The sequence below is a fragment of the Streptomyces sp. NPDC048751 genome, assembly GCF_043198595.1.
Lineage (GTDB): Bacteria > Actinomycetota > Actinomycetes > Streptomycetales > Streptomycetaceae > Streptomyces.
The window spans coordinates 230,341-243,721 of the sequence record NZ_JBICUX010000009.1; the positions used below are offsets into that span (position 1 = coordinate 230,341).

Sequence of the window (13,381 nt, forward strand, 5' to 3'; positions counted from 1 at the left end):
GCGGACCCGCCTGACGTCGTCCGAACGCCCTTCCGCGAGGAAGGGCGTTCGGTGTACCCGCTGGTAGCTCCAAGACAGTTCTAGACCGGGTTCAGCTTCCACTGCTGGCAGTTGTTGTTGAGCCACGACCACTGACGTACGTCGGCGGCGTCCGCGGTGGAGCAGTTGGCGACGTCGGCGACCTTGCCGGTGGCCTGGTTCACGATCCGTACGTAGCCGCTGTCGGTGACGAGGAACCGGAAACGCTGGCAGGTGTTGTTCAGCCAGGACCACTGGCGCAGGTCGGCACCGTCGGCGGACGAGCAGTCGGCGGTGTCGAGGACCTTGCCGGTGGCGACGTTCACCAGACGGCTGGTGTCGTCGCCCTGGTCCTCGATGCGCCACTTCTGGTTGGTGCCGCCGTTGCAGGAGTACTGCTGGACGTTGGCGCCGTCGGCCGTCGAACTCCCGGCGACATCCAGGCACTTGCCGCTGTTGCGGTTGCTGATCGTGTACGTCGTGGAGGCGGTGGCCGGCTCTCCCGACGGCCCGCTCATGCCCGCCCCGAGCGCGACGGGGGCACCGAGGTTCGGCGAACCGTCCGCGTTCCAGGTGAACTTCTGCGCCCGTGTCGTACGCCCGTTGTCGCAGCCATCGGAGGCGGAGTCGTTGGCGTGGTAGACGATCCAGCTCTCGGTGCCGTCGGGCGAGGAGAAGAAGCCGTTGTGGCCGGGCGCGTACACCCCGGCGGAGTCGTTGCGTTGGAACACGGGCGTGGACTTCTTCGTCCAGGAGGACGCGGAGAGGGGGTCCGAGCCGGTGAGGGTGAGCTGGCCGAGCTTGTAGTCGGGGGTCCAGCAGCCGCTCGCGGAGTAGATCAGGAAGGTCTTCCCGCCGCGCTGGAGGATCTCGGGGCCCTCGTTGACCGTGCCGTTGCGCTCCCAGTCGTAGGTCGGCGTGGAGACGGTGGAGAAGCCGGTGGCGAGGGTGTACGGGTTGGACATCCGCGCGGCGACCAGGTTCTGCGTCCCGCCGCCGCTCGCGCTGCCGAACAGGTACAGCTGGCCGTTGATGGTGGCGACCGTCGGGTCCAGCATCCAGGAGGAGTTGAGCTGGCCCTTGTAGGTGTACGGGCCCATCGGGTCGGATCCGGTGCTTTCCAGCACCTGGGATCTCTGGGTGGCGTTGTAGTCGGAGATGTTCTGCCCGGCGACGTAGTACAGGTACCAACGCCCGTTGAGGAAGTGGATCTCCGGCGCCCAGATGTTGCAGCAGCGCGAGGCGGCGTCACCCTTCCACACCTGCACGCTGGGCGCGGTGGCCAGCCCGGCGAGGGTGGTCGACTTGCGCATGGTGATGACGTCGGTCCAACTCGTCGTCACCAGGTAGTAGTTGCCGTTGTAGTACGAGATCCAGGGGTCGGCGCCCTTCTGCGTCTTGATCGGATTGCTGAACGAGGCCGCGCTGGCGGACGGCTGCCCGACGGACAGGGCGAGGAGTAGTGCCGCGAGGAGGGTCAGTATGCGACGGGCCATCCGCTGCTCCAGTTCAGTAGGTTGACGCCGAGCTTCGGCGTTCCGTTGTCGTTGCCGTCGTAGTAGTGGTAGACGATCAGGTCCCCGTCGGAGTCGTTCATGATCGACTGCCCACCGGGCCCGATGACGCTGCCGTGCGACTCCAGCACGGGCGTCCCGCCGTTGTTCATCAGCGAGACGCCGTTCTTGTCGTAGTAGGGCCCGGTGACGCTGGTGGCGCGCCCGACCTTGACCTTGTACGTGGAGCTGGTGCCGGCGCAGCAGGTGTCGTACGAGGCGAAGAGGTAGTAGTAGCCGCCGCGCTTGACGATGTAGGGCGCCTCGACGGCCTTGGTCCCGGTGGGGCGGGAGGCGATCGAGTAGCGGGTGGTGTTGGAGGAGAGCTGCTTCCCGGTGGAGGGATTGATCTGGATCATCTTGAGCCCCGTCCACCAACTCCCGAAGGACAGCCACCACTTGCCGTCGCCGTCGACGAAGAGGTTGGGGTCGATGGCGTTGTAGTCGCTGGAGGTGGCCGAGGTGTAGACGGTGCCCTGGTCCGTCCAGGATCCGGGGAGGCCGGTCGTGGAGGTCGCCAGCCCGATGGCCGACTTGTTGGACCCGAAGGTCGAGACGGCGTAGTACATCAGGTACTTGCCGCCCTGGTACGAGATGTCCGGCGCCCACGCCTCGCTCGCACCGTACGACGACCACCACCCCGGCTTCACCGAGAAGGCGTCGCCGCCCGCGCTGAACGCGATCCGGTCGGTGGAGGTGCGGTAGGACAGGCCGCCTCCGGTGGCGTACAGCAGGTAGCGGCCGGCGGAGGTGCGGATCATCGTCGGGTCGTGGACGACGGTGGAGCCGGTGACGCGGCCGGGGTTGGGGTAGGCCGACGCGGTGCTCGGGACGAGGGCGAGCAGTAAGGCGGCGGGCAGGGCGAGAAGCGTGGTGCGTTTGGGGAGGCGGGAGGTGCGGCTCACGTGGGTCCTCCTGAGCGTGGGGGGAACGTTCGTGATGTCGAACGTCGATCGCAGATTCGGACGGACCGTAGAATCGAATCCCTTGCGCGTCAATGGTTCGCGCAACCGGTCGCACTGAAGCGCTTGAGTTTCCAGCGGCTGGAGGGTCCAGGATCTCGCCCATGGACGACGAACGCCCCGACGTGCTCACCATCGGCCAGCTCGCTCACCGCACCGGACTTCCGGTACGTACGCTGCGCTTCTGGTCGGACGAGGGAGCGGTGCCGCCCGTGGCCCGCTCCGCGAGCGGTTATCGGCTGTACGACGCCGAGTCCGTGTCCCGCGTCGAGCTGGTCCGCACTCTGCGGGAGTTGGGCCTCGGGCTCGACGACGTGTGCCGGGTGCTGAGCGGTCGGACCACGGTCGCCGAGGTCGCCGACGCGCACGTGGCCGCGCTCGACGCGCAGATCCGCTCGCTCAAGGTGAGTCGGGCCGTCCTGTCCACCGTGGCGACACGTGGTTCCACCGCTGAGGAGACAGCACTGTTGAACCGGTTGGCGCGGCTTTCCGCCGCCGAACGCAAGCAGATCATCGACGAGTTCAAGGAGGAGGTGTTCGGCGGTCTCGGCGTCGAGCCGCACCTGCGCGACCGCATACACACCTTCAGCATCGAATTGCCCGACGATCCCACACCTGAGCAGGTCGACGCCTGGATCGAACTGGCCGAACTGGTGCGGGACCCCGGCTTTCGCGCCCGGTTGCGCACATGGATGGAGCTCAACACGCCCGTACCGGGGCGCGGTCGTCCCCCCGGGGCGTCCATCTGGTGGGCCAGGCAGGTCGTGCAGACCGTCGCCGAGGTCAGAAAACGCGGGGCAGCTCCCGAGGGACCGGAGGCGGTCGAGGTGCTGTCCGAGCTGTTCGGCGACGCCGATCGGACCGCCGTGCTGCGCAGCCTGGAGGCCGGGATCGAGGCAGGGGCGGAGCGCTACCGCAGGCTTGTCGCCCGCGTGCGCGGGCAGGATTCGGCGCCCGACGCGACCGAGGAGCTGGAGTGGCTGGCGCGGGCCCTGCGCGCTGCGGATCAGGCCTGACCGGCCGCATTGCGCTTGTGCGCCATCCCGTGAGGTTCCCTGAGCCCAGCTGAGCCCCTCTCCCAGCAACTCGGGTGGAAGACCTTGGTGCCGCAGGGCCGACGGCGCACGTCGTAGCGGTCCCACAGGGCCAGCAGGGACGGATCCATCCGGAAAGCACTCCCTCGCGTAGTGGGGACAGCCGTCCCGAGAGGCGCTGGCGGCGTATGTCGCCGACCACTTGGGGCCAAGCCAACGCGCCCCGGCGGACCTACGCTTTTCAAAGCCCTAGGTGTGCTGTCCCGGGACGTTGGTTCCTCGCGGTCAGGCTTGACGGGCGTAGGACGTGAGGCGATCGGCGAGCGCGGTGACGAGGTCGCGCAGTTCATCGGGGCGCTCGATGACGAACGGCCGGTCGAGTGAGGCGAGTACTGGAGGCAACCAGTCGAGCCGCTCCGCCCGCAGCTCAACGCGGAGCCAGCGCTCGGTTGCCCGGTCCTCGCCTGCCACGGGCGCGTGCTCCTCCAGGCTCGCGACGCTGGCGGGAAGATGGGCGCGGATCTGCTCAACCGTCCCGTGGATCCGCAAGGTCACCTCGTGCTGGTACTCAGCCGTGGCGAAGCCTGACAACACCCGCTGTGCCGGACCGGGACCCGCCGGCGCTTCGAATGAGCCGGGCAGGGTCCGCGCGTCTGCGATGCGATCGAGCCGGAAAGTTCGATCCTCTTCGATCTGGGCGTCCTTGCCCGTGACGTACCACCGGCCCGCATGGGCGACGATCCCGTACGCGTGCAGCGTGCGTGCGCTGCGCCGTCCGTCACGGTCGGTGTAGCGGATCGAGACCGGTCGGTGGTTGCGCACCGCATCAGCGATGGTGAGCAGGAGTCCGGCGTCCGGGGTTTCGAACTCGCCGGGCTGATCGGTGAAGTCGAGAGCGTCCAGAAGTGTGTCGAGCCGACGGGCGATGTGCTTGGGCAGCACCCGCCGGATCTTCGCCGATGCCGTCTCGCTCGCCGTGCGCTCCGTCGTCGTCAGCCCTGCTCGCCGGCCCGCGACCAGGCCGAGCAGCACGGCCAGCGCCTCGGCATCGGCCTGGCCCGCAAGCACGTGGACGACGTGCTGGCGCTGCACGACGACTTGGTGGACGGCTGCCGCGGCCTTCCCCTCGTGGCCGCGGCAGCCGGGGACGGGCGGACGTGGTGCGAGCAGCAGGCGGAACTGCTGCTCGCCCGCGGTCTCGGCCACCTGCGGCAGGCAGGACCGGTGGAGGCGGACGAGCTGGCCGGGTTCGCCAGGACCGTGACGACCGGCCGGTGCGCTGCCGTCGTGCCTCCCCAGCCGGCCGGTGACTGAGCTACGGCCGCAGGATGAGCTTCCCGGCGGCGTGACCGCTCGCGCTCAGCTCCTGCGCCTTCGCGGCATCCTCCAGCGGAAGGCTCTGCGCGAGGCGCACCGTGAGCTTGCCGTCGGCTGCGAGGCGGGCGTACTCGCCGAGGCGGGAACCGAACGGGGCGCCGGGGCCGGAGTAGGGGATACCCAGCTCGGCGGCCTTCGGATCGGCGATGGTGATGATCCGGTCGGTGCCGCCGCGCAGGTCGATCGACACCTCCAGGTCGCCCGCCCCCGCGGTGTCGTACACGGCGTCGATGCCCTGCGGTGCGGCCTCGCGGACCCGGTCGGCGAGGCCGGCGCCGTAGGCGACCGGGATCGCGCCCAGCGAGCGCAGGTAGTCGTGGTTGCCGGGGGAGGCGGTGCCGATGACCGTGGCGCCGCGGGCGACCGCGAACTGAACACCGACGGCGCCGGACACACCCGCGGCTCCGTGCAGCAGGAGCGTGTCGCCTTCCCCGACGCCGAGGGCGTCGAGCACGCGGACCGAGGTCTCGACGGCGACGGGCAGTGCCGCGGCGAGGTCCCAGTCGAGGTCCGCGGGCTTCGGGCCGAAGTCGACGGCCAGCGCGTGCTCGGCGTACGCGCCGGTGACGGTCCAGCCCAGGACCTCGTCACCCACCGCGACGCCGGTCACGCCTTCGCCGACCTCGTCGACGACGCCGGCCGCCTCCACGCCGGGGATCACCGGGAACGGCGGCGCCACCTGCGGCCTCCACCCGTTGCGGATCTTGGAGTCGAGCGGGTTGACCCCTGCCGCCACGACCTTCAGCCGCACCTGTCCGGGTCCGGCGTGCGGCTCGTCGACCTCTGCGAGGCGGAGGACTTCCGGGCCGCCGAACTCGGTGTAGGTGATCGCCTTCATGTCCTGCTCCAATTCTCGTCGCTCTAGGGCCTGTTGCGAAAGTGGCGTCGTCGCCCGAAGGGCGGCCGCGCGGCGTCCGGTGCGTGCTCTCGGCGTGCCGCCTGGAAGCCCTCGTACTGGGCGTACTCGGGCTTCCGGGCGGTGCGGCGAGAGCGCGTGCCGGGCGTCGCGCGGCAGGCGCCACTTTCGCAACAGGCCCTAGGTGAAAGATCAACCTTGGCCTGGACCTGCGGCGGCCGCGCCGGCACTTCGACTAGTTCCGGCGGGGCCGTTCATCGCGGCTGGAGGCTCAGGAACCAGCCATGTTTGTGGGCGCGGTCCAGCCGGTGGATCGGATCCACTCGACCAGGTCCAGGGTGGCCGGCTCGATCGAGCGCACCACCGCGAGGTCCGACGGGTATTCCGCCGCCTCCGCGAACTGGCGGAACATCGCCTTGTCGAGGTCGCTGGGAAGCACGCTCAACGGCAGGGCCTCGTACCGTGCCGGGAGTCCGGCGTGCGCGCCGAACGCCGCGGCGATCTGGGGGCCTGTCAGCTCGTCGCCGACGAGCTCGACGGCTCCGCCGGGCGCCTCCGCGGTGTCGAGCAGGAGCGCGGCGGCGACCCGGCCGATGTCCCTGATCGAGATCATCTTCAGGGCAGCGTCCTCCGGCATCGGCAGCCTCAGCACGATCTCTCCGTGCTCCAGGCTCGGTGCCATCACCTCCATGAAGGGGGCCGGGCGAACCATCGCGGCCCGCAGGCCGGACTTCCTCAGGTGCTCCTCGATCCAGTGCTTGGAGTCGTGGTGCGGCACACCCCTCTCCCGGTCCGCTCCGATGACCGAGTTGAACACGACGTGCGGGACGCGTGCCGCGACCGCCGCGTCGACGAGCGCGGTACCGACGCGGATCTCCGCCTCGACCTCTTCGAGGCTGTTCGCCTCCGGGGTCATGAAGTAGAACGCCTCGACCGCCGTCAGCGCGGTGGCCAGCGACGCCGGGTCGTCGGTCCGGATGGCCGCCAGCTCGACGCCGCGGGCGGCCAGCGCCTGAGCCCGGTCGGACTGCGGGTTGCGGACCAAAGCCCGCACCCGCGCCCTGCGGTCCAGTAGCGCGTCGGCCACCGCCCCGCCCTGTTGCCCCGTCGCGCCGAAGACTGCGATCGTGCCGGTCGTCTGTGTGGCGGTGGGGGAGGACGACGCGGGCGCGGCGTCCTCGAGCTTGATCTGTTGTGACATGTCTCCACGATGTGGTCTGCGGCGCCAGGCGTACCACCGGTATCCCGCCAGGTTCTTCTGATAACCCGCCAGTGGCGGGTAGCCTCGATCGCGTGTCCGACACCAGCGGCGAGCCGACCTTCTGCACCGACGATGCGCCGTTGTCGGCGCCGCTGGCCCATGGCGCCGACGTGGCTGCGCACTTCCACGACTACGGCCAGCTCCGCTACGCCGCGCGTGGGGCCCTGGTCACAGTGACCCAGGTGGGCACCTGGGTGGCGCCGGCCAGTCGGATCATGTGGGTGCCGCCTTTCGCGGTGCACGGCAGCAAGGCGTACGGCGAGACGGACATCCGGGTGCTGTCGCTGCCCGTGACGCTGACCGGACAGCTGCCGGCCGAGCCGTCGGTCTTCGTGGCGAGCGCGTTGCTGCGCGAGGCCTATCTGGCGCTGATGAGCGAGGGCGAGCCGCTGGAGAGCCCCCGTGCGCGGCTGCTGATCGACGTCGTACTCGCCGAGCTCGCCCGCGCCGCACAGGAGCCGATGCGCCTCCCGGAGCCGAGCGACCGGCGTCTCAAGGCGGTCACCGACCTGCTCCACGTGAACCCAGCAAGCTCGGCGACCCTGGCCGAGCTAGGCCACCGCACCGGCGCCAGCGAACGCACCCTGAGCCGGCTGTTCGGCAGCGAGCTGTCGATGAGCTTCCACCAGTGGCGCACCCTGCTGCGCACCCAACGGGCGCTGATCGAGCTCAGCGACGGTGCCTCGGTCACCGACACGGCGATCCGGCTGGGCTGGTCGAACCCCAGCAGCTTCATCGACGCCTTCACCGAGCTGGTCGGTCAGACACCCGGCCGCTATCGCTCGTCGGCTCGGTCCTCCCGCAGCTCCCATGGGTGAGAGGTTGGCGGGGTAGCCGTAGTTCCTGGCGGAACATGGGTGGCAGCCCAATGGTGCGGGTGCCCACACTGCAAGGGTGACTCCCTCCGTCACCACCCAGAGCTCCTCGTCGGCATCGCCGGCCTCGGCCGGTGCGACCCTGAGCGACCTTATCGTCCAGTCGCTGACCCGGCACAGCTCGTCGGAGGCGTTCGTCGCGGGCGACCGACGACTGACCTACGCCCAGGTGCGGGACCTGGTCTCGCAGTACATGGGTGCGCTCAGTCGGCGCGGCGTTGGCCTGGGGGTGGGCGTCACCATGCTCAGCCCGAACATGCCTGAGTCCTGGATTGTCCAGGCTGCGACGTACCTCCTCGGAGGCCGCTTCACGGGACTCCAGGCCCTGGCCTCGGTGCAGGACCACATCGTGGTCTGCGAGGACGCCGAGGCAGCCGTGCTCGTGGTGTCGGCAACTCTCGAGGAGCACGGCCGGCAGGTCCTCGACCAAGTGCAGTTCGGTGATGTCGCTGGCGAGCACCGCAACAATCCAGTGCGGGGGGGCCGATCAAGTATCAAACGGGCCTAACAACGGCTGACACAAAGCGGTGGGTTGTTCCTGGCTGCCGTGACTGGTGCGGGAGTTGAGGGTTCGGTCTGGTGTGGGGACGTCGCCGTGGATCGTGTCGGATGAGTTGTGGGACCGCGTGGAACCGCTGCTGCCGCAGCGTGAGCGCAGGTTCCGGTATCCCGGCCGCAGGCCGTTGCCGGACCGGGATGTGCTGTGCGGGATCTTGTACGTGCTGCATACGGGGATCCAGTGGGAGTACCTGCCGCAGAACCTCGGCTTCGGGTCGGGCATGACGTGCTGGCGACGGCTGCGGGACTGGAACGAGGCCGGCGTGTGGCAGCGGCTGCACGAAGTCCTGCTGGCCGAGTTGAATGCGGCCTCCCGGCTGGACTGGTCAAGGTGCGTGGTCGATTCCTCCCACGTCAGGGCGCTAAAAGGGGGGATCCACACGGGCCCCTCGCCGGTCGACCGGGGCCGGGCCGGCTCGAAGCACCATCTGATCACCGACGGCCACGGCACCCCGCTCGCGGTCCTGCTGACCGGCGGCAACCGCAACGACGTCACGCAACTGCTGCCACTGCTCGACGCGATCCCACCGGTCCGCGGCCGCATCGGCCGTCCCCGACGCAAGCCGGACTCGCTGTTCGCTGACCGGGGCTACGACCATGACATCTACCGTGACCAGGTCCGCGCCCGGGGCATCGTGCCCGCGATCGCCAGACGCGGCACCCTGCACGGCACGGGACTAGGCACCTACCGCTGCCTCGTGGAGAGGAGTTTCGCGTGGCTGCACGGCTTCCGCCGTCTGCGCATCCGATGGGAACGCAGGGCCGACATCCATGAAGCGTTCCTCAAACTCGCAAGAGGTCAGTTCGGCCGGGTACATCGGATACTCCCGCTCATCACCCGGATCTCCCGCCAGCGCCCTGGCCGTCGCGCGTCTCTTCAGTTCGGCCAAGGGCTCGGGAGGCCCCGCGTCGGGCACCCTCGGCGTGGGCTCGCGCCCGTGTTCACTGCCCTGTCCGGCAGAAGACTTGACGGAGCGTCACTTTACCGAACTGACAGGTGGCCAACAGGATCGGACCCTAAGGTGCCGTGTCCATGACAGACACTCCGGAAGTTCGCAGCAACGTCGCGCGCCGTACCGTGCTGATCGCCACGGGCGCCACCGCCGCGACGCTCGCCGTAGGCGCCGCCGCCGCGCACGAGGCGCCGACCACCGAGGCCGCCGAGACCGCCCCCGTGGCCGCGGCCGCCGTCTGCACCCTCACCAAGGAGATGACCGAAGGCCCCTACTACCTCGACGGCCAGCTCGTCCGCGCCGACATCAGCGAAGGCAAGCCGGGCATCCCGCTCAAGCTCGCCCTCACCGTCGTCGACGACGACACCTGCGCCCCGCTCAGCAACGCACTCGTGGAGATCTGGCACTGCGACGCGCTCGGCGAGTACTCCGGCTTCGTCGGCAACAACGGCCACAACGAACCCGACAACGGCACGTTCCTGCGCGGCGGCGTCCTCACCAACTCCAGCGGCGTCGCCAACATCACCACGATCTACCCCGGCTGGTACCGCGGCCGCTGCATCCACATCCACGTCAAGGTGCACACCAACGTGACCCTGACCTCCGACGGCTCCTTCACCGGCGGCCAGGAACTCCACACCGGCCAGCTCTTCTTCGACGAGGCCATCACCCGCCGCGTGGCCACGGTCTCCCCGTACTCCACCAACACGGTCACCCGCACCACCCTCGCCCAGGACTCCATCTACGACGACGGAGGCGCCGCGTCCGGCCTCCTCACCCTCACGGCCCTGGGCAGCTCGACGTCGGCGGGTTACGGGGGGAAGCTCACGCTGGGCGTCGAGCGAGGCTGAACCTCGAACTGACTCAGCGCTCGGCCAACACGCCCCGGGTGACCGTACTGTCGAACGTGCGGTCACCCAGGGCGCTGCGGCGTTCGACGCCTCCGCAGATCGACCTCCGCCCGCACGGTCTTGCCGGGCTCCCTGTCGACGACCTCCCAACGGTCGGCCAGCGCGTCAACGAGGGCAAGCCCGCGCCCGTCCTCGTCCAGCGGCCCGGGCGGTCGTACGTCGCCGGGGCCGGGCAGGCGCGCCCCGCTACGGGTGTCGGTGACCTCGACGCGCACGCTGCCGGGGACGAGGGAGAGCCTCAGCTCGAAGTCCCGGCCAGGCACGCGCCCATGCGTCACCGCGTTCGCGGCCAGCTCGGCGACGATCAGCGCGAGCGTGTGGTGTGTGTCGGTGCCGTACGGGATTCCCCAGGAGTGGAGCTGGTTCACGGCGAGGTGCCGGGCGAGACGGGCACCGCGTGGGGTTGCGCTGAGGCGCTGGGTGAACATACGTACGGTGACCGGCGATTGGGAGGTGGGAGGAGCTGTCATGCGCCCAATCTGACGGCGTGACCTGCACTTCACCAGGGGGACACCGTGTACGCGGGGGCAGCGTACGCGGCTACGGACTGGACAGTACTGATCACCGCCCGTGACCATGGCTCGCGGGAGGTGACCAATGGTGGTCGATGGTGAGCCGGATTCCTCGGACAGCCTGCGGACGTTCGGGGCGGTCGTCCAGGCGTTGCGCGAACACGCCGGGTTGAGCAGGGAGGAGTTCGCCGAGCTGGTGTGCTTCTCCAAACACACGGTGGCTTCCGTGGAGTTGGGGCGCCGGATGCCCGATCCGACGTTCGTGGAGCGGGCGGAGGAGGCGTTGGGGAACACGGGGGCGTTACGGAGGGCGGCGCAGCATCTGGCGCGGCAACCGGGGTTGGCGGCTTGGTTTCGGCAGTGGGCGCGGATGGAGGTGGTGGCGATCACGCTGTACACCTATGAGTGCCGGCTGATCCCGGGGCTGTTGCAGACGGAGGCGTATGCGCGGCAGTTGTTCGCCGACGAGCTGCCTCCCCTGGGGGACGAGCAAATCGAGGCCCAGTGGGGGGCAAGGGGTGAGCGGCAGCGGCTGTTGCGGGATCGGCCGAACACCGCATTCAGCTTCATCATCGAGGAGCACCTGCTTCGCCGACGTACCGGCGGCTCCGAGGTAACGAGGGAACTCATCGATCACATGCTGGAGGTCGCCGAGCTGCGGAACATCGAAGTTCAAGTCATGCCCCTCGTTCGGGAGTCACACGCTGGCCTTCATGGGCCCATCCGCCTACTGGAAACTCCCGAGAACAAGTGGTTCGCTTACAACGAGGGTCAGGAAAGCGGGCAGCTGATCACGGACCGGAAAGTGATCAGCACCCTCCAAGCGCGGTATGCCAGGATGCGTTCGCAGGCTCTCACCATCCAGGACTCCTTGAGCCTGTTGCAGCGGATGCGAGGGGATCTATGAGCACGCCCGAACTGACCTGGTTCAAGAGCAGCTACAGCAGCGGCTCTGGCGACGACTGCGTCGAGGTCGCCACCGGCAACCGCACCATCCACGTCCGCGACTCCAAGAACTCCCGGGGCCCACAGCTCGCCCTCTCCCCCACCGCCTGGGCCGACTTCCTCACGTCCGTCACGAAGTGACCCGGGCCGGGGCGACCCTCACCCACGCCACCCGCAAAGCGCCGTAGCGAAGGTCGCCCCTCGTCTCACTTGGCCGGGCACTCCTTCCAGGCCATGTGGTACGTAGTGCTGATGTCGCCGTCGGTGGAGTCCATGGTCATGAAGCTGACCTTGCTGGGGGACGACGTGCCGGCGTTCACGCGCAGCTCGGTGTTGATGTTGAAGTTGCGCTGGACTCCGCAGGGCGCGTAGACGAGCTGGGCCCAGTCCGTGGTGTCGGTGGCCTGCCAGTTGTCCTTGAGGGCGCCGGAGAAGTTGTGGTTCTTGAACACCGTGCTGGAAGAGCCCTGGAAGTAGTACGAGGCCCGCTGCACCGCCGTCGCGCCCCGCTCGAGCGAGGCGAAGCCCCGGTAGTCCGCGCTGGCGATGGCGTAGGTGAAGCCCTGCGGGACGTGGACGATCAGGTTGAGCTGGCAGTTCTTGCGGAACGCCGTGGGGTCGGAGTTGCCGCCGACCTGGGCGAGGTAGTCGCTGTACGTCACCGTGAACGCGGTGTTGTCCTCGGAGACGGCGACCGCCGCCGTGCCCGCGGGACAGCCGGAGCCGTTCACCGTGGCGACCTTGATGACGATCTTGTCCGGGGGCGGGTCGACGAACCCGGTGGACGGGTCGTGCGCGGGCACCGCGGCGGTGACGAGAGCGGCTATCGCGCCGCCCAGGAGCAGCCCACTTGCCATGGTCTCTCCCCTTCGTTCAGATCGGTGGGGGGTGGATGCGCCCCGCCGCGCCCACTGAAACTCTGTGAAGAATCAATGGAGTTGCTGTGAAGAAGCGGGGCGATCGAATCGTAGGGAGACCCCCGTGAACCGGCCAGGTCGAACTCCGGCCATTCACCTCGGCCCGTTCACACCCACGCACACCCTCCGCTACGGGTTCTCCCACGCCGCCGGCTCCGCCGCCAGTCGCCGCACCGGCTCCGGCAGCGCGTCCGCCGCGATGTCGGCGATCGAGACGCCCTCCAGAATGCGCCGCACGTTGGCCCGTAGCGCGATCCACAGGGGGAGGAGGGGCTCGGCCGTGCCCGTGTAGGTCAGGCCGGTCGGGCGTTCGCCGCGTACGGAGACGATCGGGCCGTCGACCGCCCGGATCACGTCCGCGACGGTGATCGTCGCGGGGTCACGGGCGAGCCGGTAGCCGCCGCCTCCGCCGCGCCGGCTGTCGACGATGCCGCCGCGCCGCAGGTCGCCGAGGATCCCCTCCAGGAACTTGTGCGGGATGTCCTGTGCGGCGGCGACCACCTCCGCCTTCACGGGGTCGGCGCCCTGCCGTACGGCGAGCTCCAGAACCGCCCGTACCGCGTAATCCGCCCGTGCCGAGATCCTCATGCGCCCATTGTGCGGTGTCCCGGTGTGCACAATGACCCCGCACACCCCCGCACACGCACCC

The 13,381-nt window shown here is 69.3% G+C and carries 15 protein-coding genes and 2 pseudogenes; 8 read left to right on the forward strand and 9 right to left on the reverse strand.

Annotation, left to right across the window (positions count from 1 at the left end; translation table 11 throughout):
- Positions 1 to 80: 80 nt before the first annotated feature.
- Entirely contained in the window at positions 81 to 1,514 is a 1,434-nt protein-coding gene (locus ACGFNV_RS28330) for a family 43 glycosylhydrolase (RefSeq protein WP_393626049.1), read from the reverse strand.
- Complete coding sequence (locus ACGFNV_RS28335) at positions 1,496 to 2,476, reverse strand: arabinan endo-1,5-alpha-L-arabinosidase (RefSeq protein ID WP_393626050.1); 981 nt, start codon at positions 2,474 to 2,476, stop codon at positions 1,496 to 1,498. Before ACGFNV_RS28335 ends, ACGFNV_RS28330 begins: the two co-directional genes overlap by 19 nt.
- Positions 2,477 to 2,637: 161 nt before the next feature.
- On the opposite strand from ACGFNV_RS28335, the gene ACGFNV_RS28340 reads away from it, so the two are divergent.
- Positions 2,638 to 3,549: a MerR family transcriptional regulator gene (locus ACGFNV_RS28340; protein ID WP_393626051.1), complete on the forward strand. Its 912-nt coding sequence runs from the start codon at positions 2,638 to 2,640 to the stop codon at positions 3,547 to 3,549.
- A 303-nt stretch (positions 3,550 to 3,852) separates the two neighbouring features.
- Here ACGFNV_RS28340 and ACGFNV_RS28345 read toward each other — a convergent pair whose 3' ends face one another.
- On the reverse strand, positions 3,853 to 4,659 hold the full coding sequence (locus ACGFNV_RS28345) for a helix-turn-helix transcriptional regulator (RefSeq protein WP_393626052.1): 807 nt from the start codon (positions 4,657 to 4,659) through the stop codon (positions 3,853 to 3,855).
- Between ACGFNV_RS28345 and ACGFNV_RS28350 the strand changes: the two genes are divergently transcribed.
- Positions 4,636 to 4,881: a hypothetical protein gene (locus tag ACGFNV_RS28350; RefSeq protein ID WP_393626054.1), complete on the forward strand. Its 246-nt coding sequence runs from the start codon at positions 4,636 to 4,638 to the stop codon at positions 4,879 to 4,881. The two genes, ACGFNV_RS28345 and ACGFNV_RS28350, sit on opposite strands and share 24 nt — an antisense overlap.
- A gap of 1 nt (position 4,882) precedes the next feature.
- Here the strand turns inward: ACGFNV_RS28350 and ACGFNV_RS28355 are convergent, their stop codons facing one another.
- Complete coding sequence (locus ACGFNV_RS28355) at positions 4,883 to 5,782, reverse strand: NADP-dependent oxidoreductase (RefSeq protein ID WP_393626055.1); 900 nt, start codon at positions 5,780 to 5,782, stop codon at positions 4,883 to 4,885.
- Positions 5,783 to 6,071: 289 nt separating this feature from the next.
- The gene (locus ACGFNV_RS28360; protein WP_393626057.1) at positions 6,072 to 7,001 is read right to left on the reverse strand and encodes an NmrA/HSCARG family protein; all 930 of its coding nucleotides are present in this window, start codon (positions 6,999 to 7,001) and stop codon (positions 6,072 to 6,074) included.
- A gap of 92 nt (positions 7,002 to 7,093) precedes the next feature.
- Here ACGFNV_RS28360 and ACGFNV_RS28365 point away from each other — a divergent pair, with 92 nt between their 5' ends.
- From ACGFNV_RS28365 to ACGFNV_RS28375, 3 genes and pseudogenes are all read left to right on the forward strand, one after another.
- Positions 7,094 to 7,879 (forward strand): AraC family transcriptional regulator, encoded by a 786-nt coding sequence (locus tag ACGFNV_RS28365; RefSeq protein ID WP_393626058.1) that lies wholly within the window; start codon positions 7,094 to 7,096, stop codon positions 7,877 to 7,879.
- Between the two features lie 76 nt (positions 7,880 to 7,955).
- On the forward strand, positions 7,956 to 8,444 hold the full coding sequence (locus tag ACGFNV_RS28370; protein WP_393626059.1) for an AMP-binding protein: 489 nt from the start codon (positions 7,956 to 7,958) through the stop codon (positions 8,442 to 8,444).
- Positions 8,445 to 8,517: 73 nt separating this feature from the next.
- Positions 8,518 to 9,285 (forward strand): annotated as a pseudogene (locus ACGFNV_RS28375) (IS5 family transposase); the annotation flags it as partial.
- A gap of 3 nt (positions 9,286 to 9,288) precedes the next feature.
- On the opposite strand, the pseudogene ACGFNV_RS28380 reads toward ACGFNV_RS28375, so the two are convergent.
- Positions 9,289 to 9,390: pseudogene (locus ACGFNV_RS28380) on the reverse strand (nitroreductase); the annotation flags it as partial.
- A gap of 137 nt (positions 9,391 to 9,527) precedes the next feature.
- On the opposite strand from ACGFNV_RS28380, the gene ACGFNV_RS28385 reads away from it, so the two are divergent.
- Positions 9,528 to 10,298, forward strand: coding sequence for an intradiol ring-cleavage dioxygenase (locus tag ACGFNV_RS28385; protein WP_393626061.1), 771 nt, complete (start codon positions 9,528 to 9,530; stop codon positions 10,296 to 10,298).
- A gap of 62 nt (positions 10,299 to 10,360) precedes the next feature.
- Here the strand turns inward: ACGFNV_RS28385 and ACGFNV_RS28390 are convergent, their stop codons facing one another.
- Positions 10,361 to 10,828 (reverse strand): ATP-binding protein, encoded by a 468-nt coding sequence (locus ACGFNV_RS28390; protein ID WP_393626062.1) that lies wholly within the window; start codon positions 10,826 to 10,828, stop codon positions 10,361 to 10,363.
- A gap of 127 nt (positions 10,829 to 10,955) precedes the next feature.
- Between ACGFNV_RS28390 and ACGFNV_RS28395 the strand changes: the two genes are divergently transcribed.
- Positions 10,956 to 11,777: a Scr1 family TA system antitoxin-like transcriptional regulator gene (locus ACGFNV_RS28395; RefSeq protein ID WP_393626064.1), complete on the forward strand. Its 822-nt coding sequence runs from the start codon at positions 10,956 to 10,958 to the stop codon at positions 11,775 to 11,777.
- Positions 11,774 to 11,956 carry a DUF397 domain-containing protein gene (locus ACGFNV_RS28400; RefSeq protein ID WP_393626065.1) on the forward strand — a complete coding sequence of 61 codons (183 nt, stop codon included), beginning with the start codon at positions 11,774 to 11,776 and terminating at the stop codon, positions 11,954 to 11,956. The genes ACGFNV_RS28395 and ACGFNV_RS28400 overlap by 4 nt, the downstream gene beginning before the upstream one ends.
- Before the next feature lie 65 nt (positions 11,957 to 12,021).
- On the opposite strand, the gene ACGFNV_RS28405 is transcribed toward ACGFNV_RS28400, so the two are convergent.
- Positions 12,022 to 12,672 carry a DUF4360 domain-containing protein gene (locus ACGFNV_RS28405; RefSeq protein ID WP_393626067.1) on the reverse strand — a complete coding sequence of 217 codons (651 nt, stop codon included), beginning with the start codon at positions 12,670 to 12,672 and terminating at the stop codon, positions 12,022 to 12,024.
- Between the two features lie 189 nt (positions 12,673 to 12,861).
- Positions 12,862 to 13,320, reverse strand: a complete 459-nt coding sequence (locus ACGFNV_RS28410) for an RrF2 family transcriptional regulator (RefSeq protein WP_393626068.1) — start codon at positions 13,318 to 13,320, stop codon at positions 12,862 to 12,864.
- Between the last annotated feature and the right edge of the window lie 61 nt (positions 13,321 to 13,381).

Excerpts from the sequence above, each read along its gene's own strand:
- ACGFNV_RS28330 (WP_393626049.1), bottom strand. The coding sequence starts at position 1,514 with ATGGCCCGTCGCATACTGACCCTCCTCGCGGCACTACTCCTCGCCCTG.
- ACGFNV_RS28340 (WP_393626051.1), top strand. The coding sequence starts at position 2,638 with ATGGACGACGAACGCCCCGACGTGCTCACCATCGGCCAGCTCGCTCAC.
- ACGFNV_RS28355 (WP_393626055.1), bottom strand. The coding sequence starts at position 5,782 with ATGAAGGCGATCACCTACACCGAGTTCGGCGGCCCGGAAGTCCTCCGC.
- ACGFNV_RS28360 (WP_393626057.1), bottom strand. The coding sequence starts at position 7,001 with ATGTCACAACAGATCAAGCTCGAGGACGCCGCGCCCGCGTCGTCCTCC.
- ACGFNV_RS28385 (WP_393626061.1), top strand. The coding sequence starts at position 9,528 with ATGACAGACACTCCGGAAGTTCGCAGCAACGTCGCGCGCCGTACCGTG.
- ACGFNV_RS28390 (WP_393626062.1), bottom strand. The coding sequence starts at position 10,828 with ATGACAGCTCCTCCCACCTCCCAATCGCCGGTCACCGTACGTATGTTC.
- ACGFNV_RS28395 (WP_393626064.1), top strand. The coding sequence starts at position 10,956 with ATGGTGGTCGATGGTGAGCCGGATTCCTCGGACAGCCTGCGGACGTTC.
- ACGFNV_RS28400 (WP_393626065.1), top strand. The coding sequence starts at position 11,774 with ATGAGCACGCCCGAACTGACCTGGTTCAAGAGCAGCTACAGCAGCGGC.
- ACGFNV_RS28405 (WP_393626067.1), bottom strand. The coding sequence starts at position 12,672 with ATGGCAAGTGGGCTGCTCCTGGGCGGCGCGATAGCCGCTCTCGTCACC.
- ACGFNV_RS28410 (WP_393626068.1), bottom strand. The coding sequence starts at position 13,320 with ATGAGGATCTCGGCACGGGCGGATTACGCGGTACGGGCGGTTCTGGAG.